This is a genomic window from Massilia sp. CT11-137 (assembly GCF_047302885.1).
Taxonomy (GTDB): domain Bacteria; phylum Pseudomonadota; class Gammaproteobacteria; order Burkholderiales; family Burkholderiaceae_D; genus Telluria; species Telluria orientalis.
Map to the genome: position 1 here is coordinate 1,002,122 of NZ_JBKYMP010000002.1, position 14,795 is coordinate 1,016,916.

Annotated in this window: 13 protein-coding genes; 7 read left to right on the forward strand and 6 right to left on the reverse strand. The window is 67.2% G+C overall.

Annotated features, from left to right (window positions below; all coding sequences use genetic code 11):
• Nucleotides 1-23 precede the first annotated feature (23 nt).
• Together ACEN98_RS21255 and ACEN98_RS21260 are read left to right on the forward strand one after the other, a co-directional pair.
• Nucleotides 24-2,087, forward strand: coding sequence for a beta-galactosidase (locus tag ACEN98_RS21255; RefSeq protein ID WP_413386958.1), 2,064 nt, complete (start codon nt 24-26; stop codon nt 2,085-2,087).
• A gap of 137 nt (nt 2,088-2,224) precedes the next feature.
• Nucleotides 2,225-5,608: an arabinofuranosidase catalytic domain-containing protein gene (locus tag ACEN98_RS21260; RefSeq protein WP_413386959.1), complete on the forward strand. Its 3,384-nt coding sequence runs from the start codon at nt 2,225-2,227 to the stop codon at nt 5,606-5,608.
• Here ACEN98_RS21260 and ACEN98_RS21265 read toward each other — a convergent pair.
• Both ACEN98_RS21265 and ACEN98_RS21270 read right to left on the reverse strand, forming a co-directional pair.
• Nucleotides 5,605-6,147 carry a DUF2231 domain-containing protein gene (locus ACEN98_RS21265; RefSeq protein ID WP_413386960.1) on the reverse strand — a complete coding sequence of 181 codons (543 nt, stop codon included), beginning with the start codon at nt 6,145-6,147 and terminating at the stop codon, nt 5,605-5,607. The two genes, ACEN98_RS21260 and ACEN98_RS21265, sit on opposite strands and share 4 nt — an antisense overlap.
• 112 nt (nt 6,148-6,259) lie before the next feature.
• The gene (locus ACEN98_RS21270; protein ID WP_413386961.1) at nt 6,260-6,562 is read right to left on the reverse strand and encodes a PAAR domain-containing protein; all 303 of its coding nucleotides are present in this window, start codon (nt 6,560-6,562) and stop codon (nt 6,260-6,262) included.
• 117 nt (nt 6,563-6,679) lie between these two features.
• On the opposite strand from ACEN98_RS21270, the gene ACEN98_RS21275 reads away from it, so the two are divergent.
• Complete coding sequence (locus ACEN98_RS21275; RefSeq protein ID WP_413386962.1) at nt 6,680-6,982, forward strand: YciI-like protein; 303 nt, start codon at nt 6,680-6,682, stop codon at nt 6,980-6,982.
• On the opposite strand, the gene ACEN98_RS21280 is transcribed toward ACEN98_RS21275, so the two are convergent.
• Entirely contained in the window at nt 6,983-8,146 is a 1,164-nt protein-coding gene (locus tag ACEN98_RS21280; RefSeq protein WP_413386963.1) for a hypothetical protein, read from the reverse strand.
• Between the two features lie 205 nt (nt 8,147-8,351).
• On the opposite strand from ACEN98_RS21280, the gene ACEN98_RS21285 reads away from it, so the two are divergent.
• From ACEN98_RS21285 to pcp, 3 genes are read left to right on the forward strand one after another with little or no spacing between them, the layout of a single operon-like run.
• A complete protein-coding gene (locus ACEN98_RS21285) occupies nt 8,352-9,050 on the forward strand; it encodes a DUF969 domain-containing protein (protein WP_413386964.1) in 699 nt (232 codons plus the stop codon).
• On the forward strand, nt 9,050-10,006 hold the full coding sequence (locus ACEN98_RS21290; RefSeq protein ID WP_413386965.1) for a DUF979 domain-containing protein: 957 nt from the start codon (nt 9,050-9,052) through the stop codon (nt 10,004-10,006). Before ACEN98_RS21285 ends, ACEN98_RS21290 begins: the two co-directional genes overlap by 1 nt.
• A 7-nt stretch (nt 10,007-10,013) precedes the next feature.
• The gene (gene pcp / locus ACEN98_RS21295; RefSeq protein WP_413386966.1) at nt 10,014-10,685 is read left to right on the forward strand and encodes a pyroglutamyl-peptidase I; all 672 of its coding nucleotides are present in this window, start codon (nt 10,014-10,016) and stop codon (nt 10,683-10,685) included.
• 90 nt (nt 10,686-10,775) lie between these two features.
• Here pcp and ACEN98_RS21300 read toward each other — a convergent pair whose 3' ends face one another.
• From ACEN98_RS21300 to ACEN98_RS21310, 3 genes are read right to left on the reverse strand one after another with little or no spacing between them, the layout of a single operon-like run.
• Nucleotides 10,776-11,678 (reverse strand): LysR family transcriptional regulator, encoded by a 903-nt coding sequence (locus ACEN98_RS21300; protein ID WP_413386967.1) that lies wholly within the window; start codon nt 11,676-11,678, stop codon nt 10,776-10,778.
• 7 nt (nt 11,679-11,685) lie between these two features.
• A complete protein-coding gene (locus ACEN98_RS21305; protein WP_413386968.1) occupies nt 11,686-12,606 on the reverse strand; it encodes a pseudouridine-5'-phosphate glycosidase in 921 nt (306 codons plus the stop codon).
• A 2-nt stretch (nt 12,607-12,608) separates the two neighbouring features.
• Nucleotides 12,609-13,733: a carbohydrate kinase gene (locus ACEN98_RS21310; protein ID WP_413386969.1), complete on the reverse strand. Its 1,125-nt coding sequence runs from the start codon at nt 13,731-13,733 to the stop codon at nt 12,609-12,611.
• A 213-nt stretch (nt 13,734-13,946) separates the two neighbouring features.
• On the opposite strand from ACEN98_RS21310, the gene xapA reads away from it, so the two are divergent.
• Nucleotides 13,947-14,789: a xanthosine phosphorylase gene (xapA, locus tag ACEN98_RS21315; RefSeq protein ID WP_413386970.1), complete on the forward strand. Its 843-nt coding sequence runs from the start codon at nt 13,947-13,949 to the stop codon at nt 14,787-14,789.
• Nucleotides 14,790-14,795 lie beyond the last annotated feature (6 nt).

A 14,795-nucleotide genomic window follows, 5' to 3' on the forward strand; every position in this document is an offset into this window, starting at 1 on the left:
AAAGATACGACAGGGAACATGGCATGACATTCAAGGCATTACTCTCGGCGGCCGTCGTTGCGCTGGCCATCGCGGGACCGGCATGCGCGCAAAGCGCCGACGGGCACAAGGACTGGCCAGGGCAGGGGCAACTGTTTATCGGCACGTGCTACCAGCCGGTCGACCGCTCGCCGGAGCAGATCCGCAACGACATCGCGTTGATGAAGGCGGCCGGATTCTCGGTGGTCCGGATGGGCGATTTATCCTGGGATTATTTCGAACCGGCCGACGGTGTCTTCACGTTCGAGGCGTTCGACGCCGTCATGGACCAGATGCAGGCCGCCGGCATCAAGGTCGTTCTCGACATTCCCGGCCTGCCGGCGCCGCTGTGGCTGCATCAGAAATATCCCGGCGTCGACATCGTCGCGCAGAATGGCACGACGCTGTATCCAGCCACGCGCTACATGGACGACATCAGCGACCCCGACTACCGGCGCCTGGCCAAACGTCTGGGCGATGCGCTGACCAGGCACTACGCCCACCATCCGGCCTTGCTGGCCATCGGCTACGACAACGAGATCGGCGCGAGCTTCATGTCGTATTCGGAGCCCACCCGCCAGCGCTTCATCCGCTGGCTGAAGGACCGCTATGGTGGCCTGCCGGCGCTGAACAAGGCCTGGGCGACGCAGCGCTGGTCGCGCCGCATCAGCGACTGGGACCAGGTGCGCCTTCCGTATTTCGAAGGACCGGGTCCGAACGAACGCAATCTCGACCTGCGCCGCTTCTGGTCGGACGTGACGATCGGGGTGCTGAAGGACCTGGAAGCCGTCCGCGCGAAAAACGTCCCCGACAAGCCGGCCATCTCGAACCTGTACGACGTCCATGCGAACAAGGGATTCGACTATCTCGCGACGCACCGCCAATACGTCAGCTACGGCGCGTTCGGCTACTACCACACGGAGGCGATCCCCGGCGCCTTCGAAACCCTGTTGATGAAGGGCGCGCTGTCGACCCCGATCTGGTTCAACGAATTCCAGACCGGCGGCTTCGCGTCGCACGGCGTCAAGGGCAGGTCGCGCATGTGGGCCTATTTCGGCCTGCTCAACGGCGGCCAGGCGGCGCTGGCGTGGACCTTCAACACGCATCGCGGCGGCGAGGAGCAGGCGTTCTGGGGCCTCCTCGATCATGACGGCACGCCTTCCTGGCGGCTGGCCGAATGGGGCACCATGGCCGCCGAATTCAAGACGATCCAGGGCCTGGGATTCCCGCGCCAGCCTGCCCCCCGGATCGCCATGTCCTATTCGTTCGAATCCAGGGCGGCGTCGGCGCCGAAAATCGCCGGCAACGCCGTCAAGCGCTACTACACCACGCCATACATCGACCAGAAGCACAACGCGTTCGGCCCGCTGTACCAGGACAATATCGACGTTGCCGTCATCAATATCGGGCACGAGGATCTCGATCGCTACAAGCTGCTGGTGATCTCCGGCGAATATCTGATGGACCGTGCGGCGACGGATGCCGTCCGCCGTTACGTCAGCAATGGCGGCACGGTCGTCATGACGGCGTTCTCGGACAAGGTCGACGAGACCGCCCAGTGGTACGACACCCCCTTGCCCGGCCGCCTGGCGGATGTCTTCGGCCTGACAACCAGGGAGTTCTACCAGCGCAACGAGCCGCTGACCGGCACGATCGACGGCACCGCATTCAAGACCACGATCCACTTCTACGAGGTACTGGAGCCGTCCACCGCCCAGGTCGTGGCGCGGTTTTCGAATGTCGAAGGTGCGCCTCCCGCCATCACGGTCAACCGCTTCGGCAAGGGCAAGGCGATCTACGTCGCAACGCCGGCCCAGCCGTCCATCATGCAGCCGCTGTATCGGGGGCTGTATGCGGAACTGGGGATCGTGCCCGGCCCCAGGACACCGGACGGCGTATTCGCGCGCGCGGTGGACGGACGGGTCTTGTATGTGAATACCACGAGCGACGCCAGGGACGTACCGCTCGACGGGCAATGGACGGGTGTTCTTTCGAAAGCAAGCTGGCAGGGCAGTCTGCACCTCGCGCCGTATGGGGTTGAACTGGTGCAGGCAACGAAAGACCGATAGCGCCGGGTGCACGGATTGCAAATCCGATATGGATCAAGAAGAAAAAACGATTGGCCAACAGCATCCAGTTCGCTCTACGATGGATGATTCCGCGTTTGGCTATCGATAACTGGTCGACCTTTGAAAAGAACGAATTCATGCGAATCCTGAATTTTGCCGCCGGCCTGTTGCTCATGCTGGCCGCCACGAGCGCCAGCGCGGCGCGGCCCGAGGGCCCTTGCGACATCTATGCGAAGGCGGGCGCGCCCTGCGTGGCCGCGCACAGCACCACGCGCGCGCTCTATGCCGCGTACAACGGCCCGCTGTACCAGGTCATGCGCCAGTCGGACGGCAAAACGCGCGACATCGGCGTCGTGCGAGGCGCCGGCTATGCGAACGCGGCGGCGCAGGACGCGTTTTGCGCCGACACCTATTGCTGGATCACGATCCTGTACGACCAGTCGGGCAAGCGCAATCACCTGGTGCAGGCGCCGCGCGGCACGTGGACCGGGCCCGCGCTTGGCGGCATGGACAACCTGCCGCTCGCGGACCTGGCGCCGGTCACCATCATGGGGCACAAGGTCTATGGCGTGTACATCGCGCCGGGCATGGGCCTGCGCCTGAACGATACGCACGGCGTGCCCGTCGACGATCAGGCGGGTGGGCAATATGCCGTCATCAATGGCTATCACTACAACGGTGCCTGCTGCTTCGACTATGGCAACGGCGAGATCGACAGCATCGACGACGACAACGGCACCATGGAAGCGATCTATTTCGGCAACGCGAAAGGGTGGTATCGCGGCAGCGGGACCGGGCCCTGGGTGATGGCCGACCATGAAAACAATCTCGTCGGTTGCGTCAACGACGACAAATCGAAGCTGTGCGCCAACCTGCCCACCCTCGGTTCGCGCTTCATCACGGCCGTCACGAAAGGCAAGCCCGGACATTGGGCGACGCTGGGCGGCGATGCCCAGCGGGGACAACTGGCCGTCATGTACGAAGGCCGCCGGATCGATGCGTCCTACGATCCCATGCGCAAGCAGGGCGCCGTCCTTCTCGGCAATGGCGGCGACAACAGTACCGCGTCGCAAGGTACGTTCTACGAAGGCGCGATGACGGCGCCGCGGACGTATCCGTCCAACGAGACGGACCAGTTGGTCGCGCAGAACGTGGCGGCCGCCCGTTACGAGGTCGCAGCCGTCAGTGTCGGGGCCACAGCGGCGTCCGACGCCCCGGCCAGCCTGCACACGTTCGCGCCGCTGGCGTCCAAAGACCTGGCGGTCACGTTCACGAATACGACGGGCCAGCCCGTGCGGGGCGTCACGCTGTCCCTGGCGGTGCCGAAGGGCTGGCATGTCGACGCGGCCGCGAAAACCATCGCCGACGCGGTCGCGCCCGGCCAAAGCGCGCATGCTGTTTTCAAGGTGACATCCGGTGCCGCGCCGTTCAATGGCGACCTGAAAGGCGTGGCCACGTGGGCAGGCCGCACTGAATCGGCCGTGGCGAAGGTGCGCAATGTGGCGCCGGTAAAAATCAACGAATTCCGCCTGAGCGACGGCGCGCGCACTAACGCGACCAATGCTTTCATCGAGTTGTACAACGCCGGCGAGAAAGAAGTCGATATCTCGAACTGGACGTTCGCGCAACACGCGACGCGCGAGCCGCTGTTTTCCAAGGTGAAGATGCCTGCCGGGACCCGGCTGGCGCCGCACGGCTTCTATGTACTGGGCTTGTCCAACTCGGGCCTCGTGCTGCCTGCCCAGCCGGGCGATGCGACCATCCACGTGCGGAACGTCGATGGCATCAAGCCGGGCGACACTATCGTGGTCGGCGACGAAACCCGCAAGGTCGTCCGCGTCGGCACGGCGGCCGGCCAGGCGACGCCGCTGTGGCAGCCGCTGCCCGACGGTCCCATCATCACCATTCCCGCCGGTTCGACGAGCGTCCCCGTGACCAGCACCGAAGGTTTTGCCGTAGGCGATACGCTTGCCCTTGGTTACGGCATGTCGTATCCCGTCGACGGGCGCGCGACCGAACATTACGAAAAGGTCACCATCACGGGCGTCGGCACGGCGGGCAGCCAGGCGTGGCTCGGTCTCGACGCGGCGGCAGGGGCCACCAATATCCAGGTGACGTCGACCGATGGCATCGCCGCCGGCGACAAGATCCGGCTCGACATCGATAGCGCCGATCATGGCATCGACGTCGTCACCGTCAAGCACGTGGGCACGGCCGCGCGGCGCACGAGCCTGGCCCGCGACGCCGCTGCGGGCGCCACGACGATCGTCGTGCATGGCGCGATCGGCTTCCCCACGAAGACGAACGTCGATTACACGGCCGGCAAGGCCGTGATCGGCGCGCCCGGCAAGCTCCAAACCGTGGATATCGTGCGCGTCGACGGCAGGCCGGGCGGCGACCTCACGCTGACCATTTCTCCGGCGCTCGCCCAAAGCCACGTGGCCAACGAACCGTTCGTGGAACCGGGCACGGGCCTCGACCTGGCGACGCCGTTGAAGTACGACCATGCCGCCAACCTGCCGTTCAGCGTGCGCGGTACCGGCATTACGTTCACCCCCGCCACCCGCCATGCGCACTCGAGCAACGAGCCGGTGCGCCCGGCGGGCAGCGGGATCGTGCTCGACCGCGCCCTGGCGCGTGCGCATGACACGGATGCCGTCGTGCGCGTGGACACCGTGACCAGCGCGGGATTCCAGGGCACACCGAACCAGTGGTTCGGCGGCCCGGTGTTGTCCCGGGAGGCGGGCAGCATGGTGCTGCGCGATGCGGGGGGACATGTCGTCGACAGCCTGAACTACGGCGATCTCGTCGACCCGTGGGCATCCGGTGGATTCCGCGGCGCCGCCGGCAAGGCCGCCACCTGTCACGCGGAAGCGCCGGGTATCCGCGCCGCGCAAACGGGGGAGCGCTCCCTCCCGGGCATCCCGTTCAGCGGCGTCCTCGCGAAAGTGGATGCGACCCAGGGCAGCACGGGACGCTATCCCGACGGCCAGGACAGCGACAACGACTGCGTGGATTTTGTAACGCCCGTCTCGGTCCGGACAGGCGCGACGACGGCGGGATCGACGAGCGTCAAGGTGGACACGGTCGCGCATGTTGCGCCCGGCCAGGCCGTCGTCATCGATGCGGGCGACCATGCCGAAACCCTGACGGTCGCGACGGTCGGTTCGCCCGGGCTCACCCGCGCAGCGGCGTCTGCGGGCAAGGGCTCCACGGTCGTCCGGGTCGACGATGCGCGCCAGTTCACGGTGGGCCAGGCAGTGGTCATCGGCAGCGGCGCGGAGGAAGAGCAGGGTGTCGTCGCCGCAGTGGAGGCGGGGTGGAGATCGGGCAAGCTGACGCTCCAGGCGCCGTTGGCGCGCGCCCATGACGCGGGCGCCAGCGTGTCGGGTACCGGCCTCGTCTTCACCCGTCCGCTCGCCAACGCCCATCCGGCAGGCACGGTGATGACGGCGGCGGACGAGCTGGCGACGCCGGGCGCCGCCAACAAGCCTGTCCGCCGTCGAGCTGCCCAGCTCTAGTGCAGCATGGGGTCGGACGAGGGCGCGTAACGTTCTACGTCGTGCAGCGCCTGCACGACGCGCTCGTCGCCCGGCAGCATCTTCGCCTCGGGCGCATGCTCGACGGGACTGACGCCTTTGACGCGCATCCCTTGTTCGTAGACCATGCGGCCGCCGAACCAGCCGGACACAACCACGCCGATGGCGGCGATCGCCGACAGTGCCAGCGACCCGCCCGTGTGCTTGTAGCCGTTGCGCCGCAGCGCGAGGTTGGCCGCCGTCACCGCAAGTGCGCCGCCGTTCAGCATCGCGTGGACGTTGGCCGTCTGCTTGACCTCGGTCTCGTTCTCGATCTCCAGGTAATCCATGGCCCCGGCGACCCCGGCCGCGAGACCGCCGATGAGGCCGCCGGTCAGGCTGTAGAAGGCGGCGTTCGCATAGTCGTCGTTGTCCGTCGCGCGGTGCATGGCGTCGAGGATGAAACCGAACGGAATCAGGGCGGCCGGCGCCACGATCAGCATCGGGTGCAGCGGATGGCCGGCAATCGTCGATTTTGGCATGCTTCCTCCGGAAAAGATGGTGCCGGCACCAGGACAGGCGAGCCGGCGGGAGAAGCAAAGTGTGGCATAAGGCCGGGTATCGGCTACGCACGGTACCGTGGGGCACGGTCGGTCATGGCATCGCGCCATCGTCGATGAACTGCGCCTTGATCGTCTGGTTCGCAACCAGCCTGGGCGGCCTCGGGCAGTTGCAGATGCACAGATCGTTCTCCAGCGCGACCTGCTTGCCGTTGTAGCGCTCCGGAATGCGCGGCCCGACGCAGCGGATGACGCCCGTGCTGCCGCAGGTCCGGCAAGCGATCGTATCGCCCTCCAGCGCAACGCGGACGCCGTTAATCGAGACCCGCGCGCTCGCGGAGGTCACGGTGCCGTCGGCCGTGGTGGGCGCACCCAGTGTGATGTGATGTCTTTTCATCTCCCAATGCTGTCATGCGCTGCCGCGGTCGACGTTGTGCAAACCGCCTTGACACGACGCCGCCGCGCCGAAGCGATTACCATGTCCGGCACCAACGCGTTTTTACGGAGACATACTGTGCACTTTCTGCTGATCTACGACCTGGCCCCGGACTACCTTGAACGCCGCGGCGAATTCCGCAACGAACACCTGAAGCTGGCATGGGAAGCCCAACATCGCGGCGAGATCGTCATCGCCGGTGCGCTGGCCGATCCGGGCGACAAGGCCGTGCTGCTGTTCAGCGGCGAATCGTCGGACGCCGCCGAGCGCTTCGCCCATGCCGATCCGTATGTCGTGAATGGACTCGTCACGCAGTGGCACGTGCGGCCGTGGATCACGGTCGTTGGCGAGCAGGCCAGCAACCCCGTCCGTCCAGCGTAACTACTTCGCCGGCAACAGCTTCACGACGAGGTTGTGCGTCGTGAGCGCGATCGAGCGGTCGGGCGCCAGCGCCACGCCGATCGGCCGGTCCAGGCTGCCGGGCAGGGCGCCGAGGGTGATGCCCGCGTGTCCCGGCACGCCGGCCACGGTGCTCGTCACGTTGTCGAGGTTGATGCGGCGGATCGTCGAGTTGCCCGTGTCGGCGATGTATAAATCGTTGCCGTCGACGGCGATGCCGCCCGGTGCGCACAGGCGCGAGACGCCCGGGCTGCCGTCCACCGCATCGCAGCGTCCCGGCTGGCCGGCCAGCGTCGACACGATGCCCTTGTCGTTCACCATGCGGACCGTCGAATTGCCCGTGTCGACGACGTAGACATTGTTCCAGTTGTCCACGCCCACGTCCTGCGGTTCGCAGAATTGCGCCTGCCCGCCGTTGCCGTCGCGGCTGCCGCACACGCCCGGGGTGCCGGCGACCGTCGTGACGTTGCCGCCCGCGTCGATGCGGCGCAGCATGTGGTTGCCGGTATCGGCCACCCACAGATTGCCCAGGCGGTCCAGCGCGATGCCACGCGGCTTGCAGAAGCGCGCCGCCGTGCCTTTGCCGTCCGCGCTGCCGCAGGTGCCGTCGCCGGCGATGGTCGTCGTCGTGCCGTCCGGCGCCACGCGGCGGATGACGGCATTGCCGCTGTCCGTCACGTACACATTGCCGTTGCTGTCCGCGACGAGCCGGCTCGGCTCGTTGAAGCGGGCCGCCGCGCCGGCGCCGTCCGCATAGCCGACGGCGCCGCGTGCGCCCGCCAGCGTCGTCACCACACCGTCGGGAGAAATCTTGCGCACGGTCGCGCTGGCGCTTTCCGCCACGTACAGATTGCCCGCCGCGTCCGCCGCGATGCCCTGCGGACCGTTGAAGCGCGCAGCGCCGCCTGTGCCATCCTGCGAGCCGGCGCATTGCCCGCAGACGTCGCCCGCGATCGGAAACAGGCCCGTGGCGCCCTGCGGCCGGTCGGGCCAGCTGGGCCAGTCGGGATGGTCGGGCCATGGATGGTCGGGCTCGTGGAACCAGCCGATCCCGATGCCGATGCCCACGTCGCCGCCGCAACTGGACAAGCCCAGCAGCAGGAAGCCAGACACAACCCAGCGTAGCGCGCGTTCGAAGACTGTCATGGCCGTACCCCGGATGGAAACGGCATCGAGCTTAGCGCGCATCGCCTGGTACGCCATGCGTGCGCGCAAAGCGTGCCGCCCGCTTGTGTGCAGGTCGGCGGCGCGTCGTGGCGAAGCGACGGCATCACCGGATGCACAAGACACGAACGGCGCAGAGCTAGCTCTAGGTTAAGATTCCGCACGCAACCACAACCGCTGGAGGACCATGCAATCTGCCGTCAACCTGTGGCCGCTGCTCGGCATCGCGGCCGTGGCCGCCGGATTCGTGTTGCGGGCCAATCCGGTGCTCGTCGTGATCGTGGCCTGCGGCGTGACCGGCTGGGCCGCGCACCTGCCGCTGCTGCACCTGCTGGAGTCGCTCGGCACGGCGTTCATCAAGACGCGCAACCTGCCGCTGATCCTGTTGCTGCCGCTGGCCGCGATCGGCCTGCTGGAACGCTTCGGCCTGAAGGAGCACGCGCAGGCCAGCATCGCGCGCATCCGCTCGGCCACGACGGGCCGTCTGCTGACCGTGTACCTGCTGGCGCGCGAGGTGGCGGCCGCGTTCGGCCTCACGAGCCTGGGCGGCCATCCGAACATGGTGCGTCCGCTCGTCGCGCCGATGGCCGAGGCGGCGGCCGAGGCGCGCCACGGGCACCTGCCCGAACCGCTGCGCCAGCGCATCCGGGCGATGAGCGCGGCCACGGACAACGTCGGCCTGTTCTTCGGGGAGGACGTGTTCGTCGCGTTCGGCGCCATCGTGCTGATGCAGACGATCCTGAAAGCCGAGGGCCTGGAGGTCGATCCCATCCACATGGCGTTGTGGGGCATCCCGACGGCGGTGACGGCGTTCGTGATCCACGCGTGGAACCTGCGCCGGCTCGACGCCCGCATCCGCCGCGAGACCGCAAACGAGGTTGCGTAATGCTCGTTGCGCTCGATTTTTTCTACCTGCTCGTCGGCCTCCTGTTCGCCGCGTGCGCGCTCATGACGCTGCGCGACAAGACGAATCCGCGCCGCTACACGACGGCACTGTTCTGGGGCCTGTACGCGCTCGTCTACCTGCTGGGCGAGCGCCTGGCCCCAAGCGTGGCGGGCGTGCTGATGATCTCGATGGCGCTCGTCGCCGGGTTCGGTTTCGTGCGGCCGGGGAAGGCGGACGTCCTGCCGGAAGCGGAACGACAATCCACCGCGGCGCGCCTGGGCAACCGCCTGCTCGTGCCGGCGCTGGCGATTCCCGTCGTGACGATGCTCGGTTCCGTCGTGCTGAAGGACGTCCACGTCGGCATGCGCTACCTGCTGGACCCGAAGAACCTGACCCTGGTGAGCATGGGCTGCGGCAGCATCGCCGCGCTGGCGCTCGCGTGCTGGCTCACGCGCGCGACGCCGCTGCAGGGCGTGCGCGAGGCACGGCGCCTGATCGATGCGATGAGCTGGGCCGTCGTGCTGCCGCACATGCTGGCGGTGCTCGGGCTGCTGTTTTCCGAGGCGGGCGTGGGCAAGGCCGTGGCCCACGTCGCGACGAGCTATATTCCGCTCGATTCGCGCCTGCTCGCCTGCGCCGCGTTCTGCGTGGGCATGGCATTATTTACCGTCGTGATGGGCAATGGCTTTGCCGCGTTCCCCGTCATCGCGGGCGGCATCGGGATTCCCGTGCTGGTCGGGGCGTATCATGCGAACCCGGCCGTGATGGCCGCGATCGGCATGTTCAGCGCGTATTGCGGCACCCTGATGACGCCGATGGCGGCGAATTTCAACATCGTGCCGGCGGCACTGCTCGAACTGCCCGACAAGAATGCCGTGATCAAGGCCCAGCTGCCGACCGCGTTGCCGCTGCTGGGCGCGAATATCGTCCTGTTGTACTTCCTGATGTATCGATGAGCCGACCATGACCACACCCACCACCCAAGTACCCACCAGGACCGTCCTGCTGACCGGATTCGAACCGTTCAACGGCGCCGCCATCAACCCGTCGTGGGAAGCCGTGCGCGCGCTGGACGGCTGGTCCGGGCCGGGCTTCGCGGTCGTCGCGCGCCAGTTGCCGTGCGTGTTCGGCACCGCCCTCGACGTGCTGCGCGAATCCATCGCAGGCGTCAAGCCCGACATCGTGATCGCCGTCGGCCAGGCCGGCGGGCGTTCCGAGATTTCGCTGGAACGCGTGGCCATCAACGTCGACGATGCGTCGATCCGCGACAACGCGGGCAACCAGCCCGTCGACACGCCCGTCGCGGCCGACGGCCCGGCAGCGTATTTCACCACCTTGCCCGTCAAGGCCATCGTGAAGGCGCTGCGCCTGCGCGGCTTTCCTTCCGGCGTGTCGCAGACGGCCGGCACGTTCGTGTGCAACCACGTGTTCTACGGCCTGATGCACCACGCGGTCGGGCAACCCGTGAAAGCGGGCTTCATCCACGTGCCGTTCCTGCCCGAGCAGGCGGCCGATCGCCCCGAGCGGCCGCCGTCGATGGCGCTGCGCGACATCGTCGACGCGCTTCGCATTGCGGTGGAGGTGGCGGTGGTGACGGAGACCGATACGGCGGAGGCCGGCGGAGCTACCCATTGAATCGCGCGTTGGGTGGGTACCCCGTGCCCACGCGCGACGTTCGCATATCGCCGGCGTTGCGCGCGGGCGGAGGGCCGCCCACCCAACGGGTTATTCTCCGGCCGGATGCAGGATCTTGAGGAATGCCCGCACCACCGGCGCATCGTCCTGCGTCGGATACGTGATGTACAGATTGGCCGACGGCGGATTGGTACGCACCGGCAGGAAGCGCACGCCCGGCCAGCCGATGCGGCTCGTCGTCGCCGGCATCAGCGCCACGCCGAGTCCCGCGCCGACCATCGCGAGCAGGGTCTGCGGCTCCGCGGCTTCCTGGAAGATCGTCGGCTGGAAGCCCGCGTTGACGCAGCACTGGATCAGGTAGCGCGGCTCGGCCGACTGGTCCAGGTGCAGGGTCAGCATCGGCTCGTCGGCGATGGCTATCAGCTCGATCGCCTCCTGCTGCGCAAGCGGATGCTGGGCGTTGATCGCGACGCATACGTCTTCGCGGAAAGCCAGTTCCTGGCGCAGGCCGGCGTTCCTCAGCATGTCCTCGTCGATCTTCGGCTCGCGCCAGAAACCCACGTCGATCTGCTTGCCGCGCAGCGCGTCCCACTGGTCGTTCGGACCGAGTTCGTGGATCGTCCACGTCACGCGCGGGAACTGGCTCTGGAACTGTTCCAGCAGGCTGGGGATCGGGCCCCACATCGCCGAGCCGACGATGCCCACGCGCAGGCGGCCCACTTCGCCGCGGTCGATCTGGCGGATGGTGTCGATGGTCATGCGCATGCGGCCCAGCAGGTCGGCCGCTTCGTGCATCAGCGCCTTGCCGGCGACGGTCAGCTCGAAGCTGCGCGTCGTGCGCGCGAACAGGCGCACCCCCAGTTCGCTCTCCAGCTTCATGATCTGCTGCGACAGCGGCGGCTGCGAGATGTGCAGGCGCTCGGCGGCGCGGCTGAAGCTTTTTTCTTCGGCCACCGCCAGGAAGTATTTCAGTTGCTTCAGGTCGATCGACATGATGGTCTCAAACGTGGGCGGCCGCGTGCAGCGCCACCGCGAGGCGGGCGCCGACGAGGGCATTGTGCTTCACGAGCGCGATGTTCGTGGCGAGACTCCTGCCGCCCGTCAGGTCCTTGATGCGGGCCAGCAGGAACGGCGTCACGGCCTTGCCTTTCACGCCTTGCGTGCCAGCCTCCCGAAGGGCCTGCGCGATGATCCCGCCGATCTCGTCGTTCTTCATCGCCGATTCCGTTGGGACCGGATTGCTGACGACGACGCCGCCCGTCAGGCCCAGCTGCCACTTGGTGCGGATGAAGCGGGCCTGCTGTTCCGGCGTGTCGAGCTGGAAGTCGGCATGGAAGCCCGATTCGCGCGTGAAGAAGGCGGGGAAGCCGGGCTGGCCGACGCTCACCACCGGCACGCCGTGCGTCTCCAGGTATTCCAGCGTGAGGCCGATGTCGAGGATCGACTTCACCCCCGCGCACACGACGGCGACGTTCGTGCGCGCCAGTTCCTGCAGGTCGGCGGAGATGTCGAAGCTCGTCTCCGCGCCGCGGTGCACGCCGCCGATGCCGCCCGTGACGAAGACTTCGATGCCGGCCAGCGCCGCGCAGATCATCGTCGCGGCGACCGTCGTCGCGCCCAGCTTCTTCTCGGCCAGCACGTACGCGAGGTCGCGCCGGCTCACTTTCAGCGCATCCTGCGCGTTGCCCAGTTGTTCGAGCTGGTCGTCGGCCAGGCCCACGCAGATGCGGCCGTCGATGAGGGCGATGGTGGCCGGTACCGCGCCGGCGTCGCGGATCACCTGCTCGACCTCGCGTGCCGTCTGTATGTTCTGCGGGTACGGCATGCCGTGCGAGATGATCGTCGACTCGAGCGCGACGACGGGTTTGCCCGCCGCGCGCGCGGCTTGCACTTCGGGGGAAAACTGGAGGAAGGCTTGCATGTTCAGTCCTGTGAAAGCGGAAGGGATTCGGTGGCGAGGCTGTCCGGTCCCAGGCCAGGATGGACGGTCTCGGGCACGCCCAGGGTGAGGGCCGACAAATGCAGGCCGCGGCGGCACGCCAGTACGAGGTCGTCGGCGCCGTTGTCACCCCTGTCCTGCACGAGCGACCAGCAAATGGCGGCGGCGAACGCATCGCCGGCGCCCGTCACGTCGACGACGTCGACCGGCGGCGCGGCCAGGTCGACGATGCCGTCGCCCGCGGTGACGAGGACGCCGCGCGCGCCGCGCGTGACGATCAGGTCTTGCGCACCCTGGGCCTGCACTGCGCGGATGGCCGCCGCGAACGCAGCGTCGTCCGGCAGCGGGCGCTGGACGCGCGCCGCCAGCTCGCCGGCGTTGAGAATTAAGAGGCGCACGCCGGATAAATCGTCGGGCAGGCGCGCCATCTTCGGTTCGGATACCGCGACGAGCACGAGCGGCGTCGCGTTGCGGCGCGCCTGGTGGGCGAGGGCGGCGACGGTGTCGCGCGGCAGGTTCAGGTCCGCGACGACGAGCGCGGCGCCCGCGAGCTGCGCCTGGCGCGCGTCGACGAACGCCGGCTCCATGCGGTCATACAGCGCCATGTCGGCCAGCGCGACGACCATCTCGCCATCGCGGTCCAGCACGGCCGTGTACGTGCCGCTGCAGCAGCCGTCGAGGCGCAGCGCGCCGCGCACGTCGATGCCGAGGCTCTCGGCATGGTCGAGCAGGGCGGCGCCGGAGGAATCCGCGCCGATCGCGGTCAGCAGCGCGACCGTCGTGCCCAGCCGGGCGAGATTCTCGGCGATGTTGCGCGCCACGCCGCCGAACGATTCGCTCTGGCTGGCCGGGTTCGACGTGCGCAGGGCGATCGTATCCGTCGAGCGGAGCTTGCGGTCGAGGTTCGCCGCGCCCACGCACACGACGGGACGGCGGTCCGGCAGCACGTAGGCGCGCCCGAGCAGCTTGCGCTCGCGGATCAAACCCGCGATATAGCCGGCGACCGCGGAGCGCGACAGTCCGAGCTGGTTGGCGAGCTCCTGCTGCGAAATGAAAGGATTCGCGCGGATGGCCTCGTAGAGATGTTGTTTCTTCGACGGTTCTGTCACGATGACGGTTGGGTTAAACTTTTGTTTTTCATCTTAAACATATGTTTGACCAAGGTCAACGCGGGCGTATGCATGATCGGAGTCTAGCGCGAATTTATTCCTGCAATATATAAATCTGCCAGAAAAATGGTATTTGCCAACACAATCGCGGTTCATGCATAGTTGGCATATTTTGGTGCATCCCTCTGCCCGATTCTCGACCGGACCGCGACAATGACTACTCACTCCTTCAGCAATACTCCTTTCGAAGCCGCCGACGTCATCCGCGCCCGCAAGCCGGGCTTCACGCCGCGCGTGGCCCTGATCCTCGGTTCCGGCCTCGGCGTGCTGGCCGAGCAGATGGAGGATGCGGTATCGATCGGCTACGCCGACCTGCCGGGCTTCCCGATCAGCACCGTGCACGGCCACGCGGGGGAACTGGTCCTGGGTACGCTCGCCGGTGTGCCGGTCGTGTGCATGAAGGGCCGCGGCCACTTCTATGAAGGTTACGGCCCGGCCGTGATGACGTCGGCCGTGCGCACCTTCAAACTGATCGGCTGCGAGCTGCTGTTCGTGACGAACGCCGCCGGCTCGCTGCGTCCGGAAGTGGATGCGGGCAGCGTCGTCGTGCTGACGGACCACATCAACCTGCTGCCGGGCAGCCCGATGGCCGGCCCGAACGACGACCGCTTCGGCCCGCGCTTCTTCAGCATGGCCAATGCGTACGATGCCGACATGCGCGACCTGATCAAGGCCACGGCGGCCGAGAAGAACATCACCGTGAACGAAGGCGTGTACCTCGCCTGCCCGGGCCCGAACTTCGAGACGGCCGCCGAGATCCGCGCGTTCAAGGCGCTGGGTGCGGACGTCGTCGGCATGTCGGTCGTGCCGGAAGTGATCTCGGCCCGTCATTGCGGCCTGAAGGTCGCGGGCATGTCCGCCATCACGAACCTGGCCGAAGGCCTGACTCCGTTCCCGCTGTCGCACGAGCAGACGCTGAAGTATGCTGCGATTGCGGCCAAGGATATGGTCGCGCTGATCCACGGGTTTATTGAACGACTGGGTAAAACCGCTTAATTGATG

Excerpts from the sequence above, each read along its gene's own strand:
- ACEN98_RS21255 (WP_413386958.1), top strand. The coding sequence starts at position 24 with ATGACATTCAAGGCATTACTCTCGGCGGCCGTCGTTGCGCTGGCCATC.
- ACEN98_RS21260 (WP_413386959.1), top strand. The coding sequence starts at position 2,225 with ATGCGAATCCTGAATTTTGCCGCCGGCCTGTTGCTCATGCTGGCCGCC.
- ACEN98_RS21265 (WP_413386960.1), bottom strand. The coding sequence starts at position 6,147 with ATGCCAAAATCGACGATTGCCGGCCATCCGCTGCACCCGATGCTGATC.
- ACEN98_RS21270 (WP_413386961.1), bottom strand. The coding sequence starts at position 6,562 with ATGAAAAGACATCACATCACACTGGGTGCGCCCACCACGGCCGACGGC.
- ACEN98_RS21280 (WP_413386963.1), bottom strand. The coding sequence starts at position 8,146 with ATGACAGTCTTCGAACGCGCGCTACGCTGGGTTGTGTCTGGCTTCCTG.
- ACEN98_RS21285 (WP_413386964.1), top strand. The coding sequence starts at position 8,352 with ATGCAATCTGCCGTCAACCTGTGGCCGCTGCTCGGCATCGCGGCCGTG.
- ACEN98_RS21290 (WP_413386965.1), top strand. The coding sequence starts at position 9,050 with ATGCTCGTTGCGCTCGATTTTTTCTACCTGCTCGTCGGCCTCCTGTTC.
- pcp (WP_413386966.1), top strand. The coding sequence starts at position 10,014 with ATGACCACACCCACCACCCAAGTACCCACCAGGACCGTCCTGCTGACC.
- ACEN98_RS21300 (WP_413386967.1), bottom strand. The coding sequence starts at position 11,678 with ATGTCGATCGACCTGAAGCAACTGAAATACTTCCTGGCGGTGGCCGAA.
- ACEN98_RS21305 (WP_413386968.1), bottom strand. The coding sequence starts at position 12,606 with ATGCAAGCCTTCCTCCAGTTTTCCCCCGAAGTGCAAGCCGCGCGCGCG.
- xapA (WP_413386970.1), top strand. The coding sequence starts at position 13,947 with ATGACTACTCACTCCTTCAGCAATACTCCTTTCGAAGCCGCCGACGTC.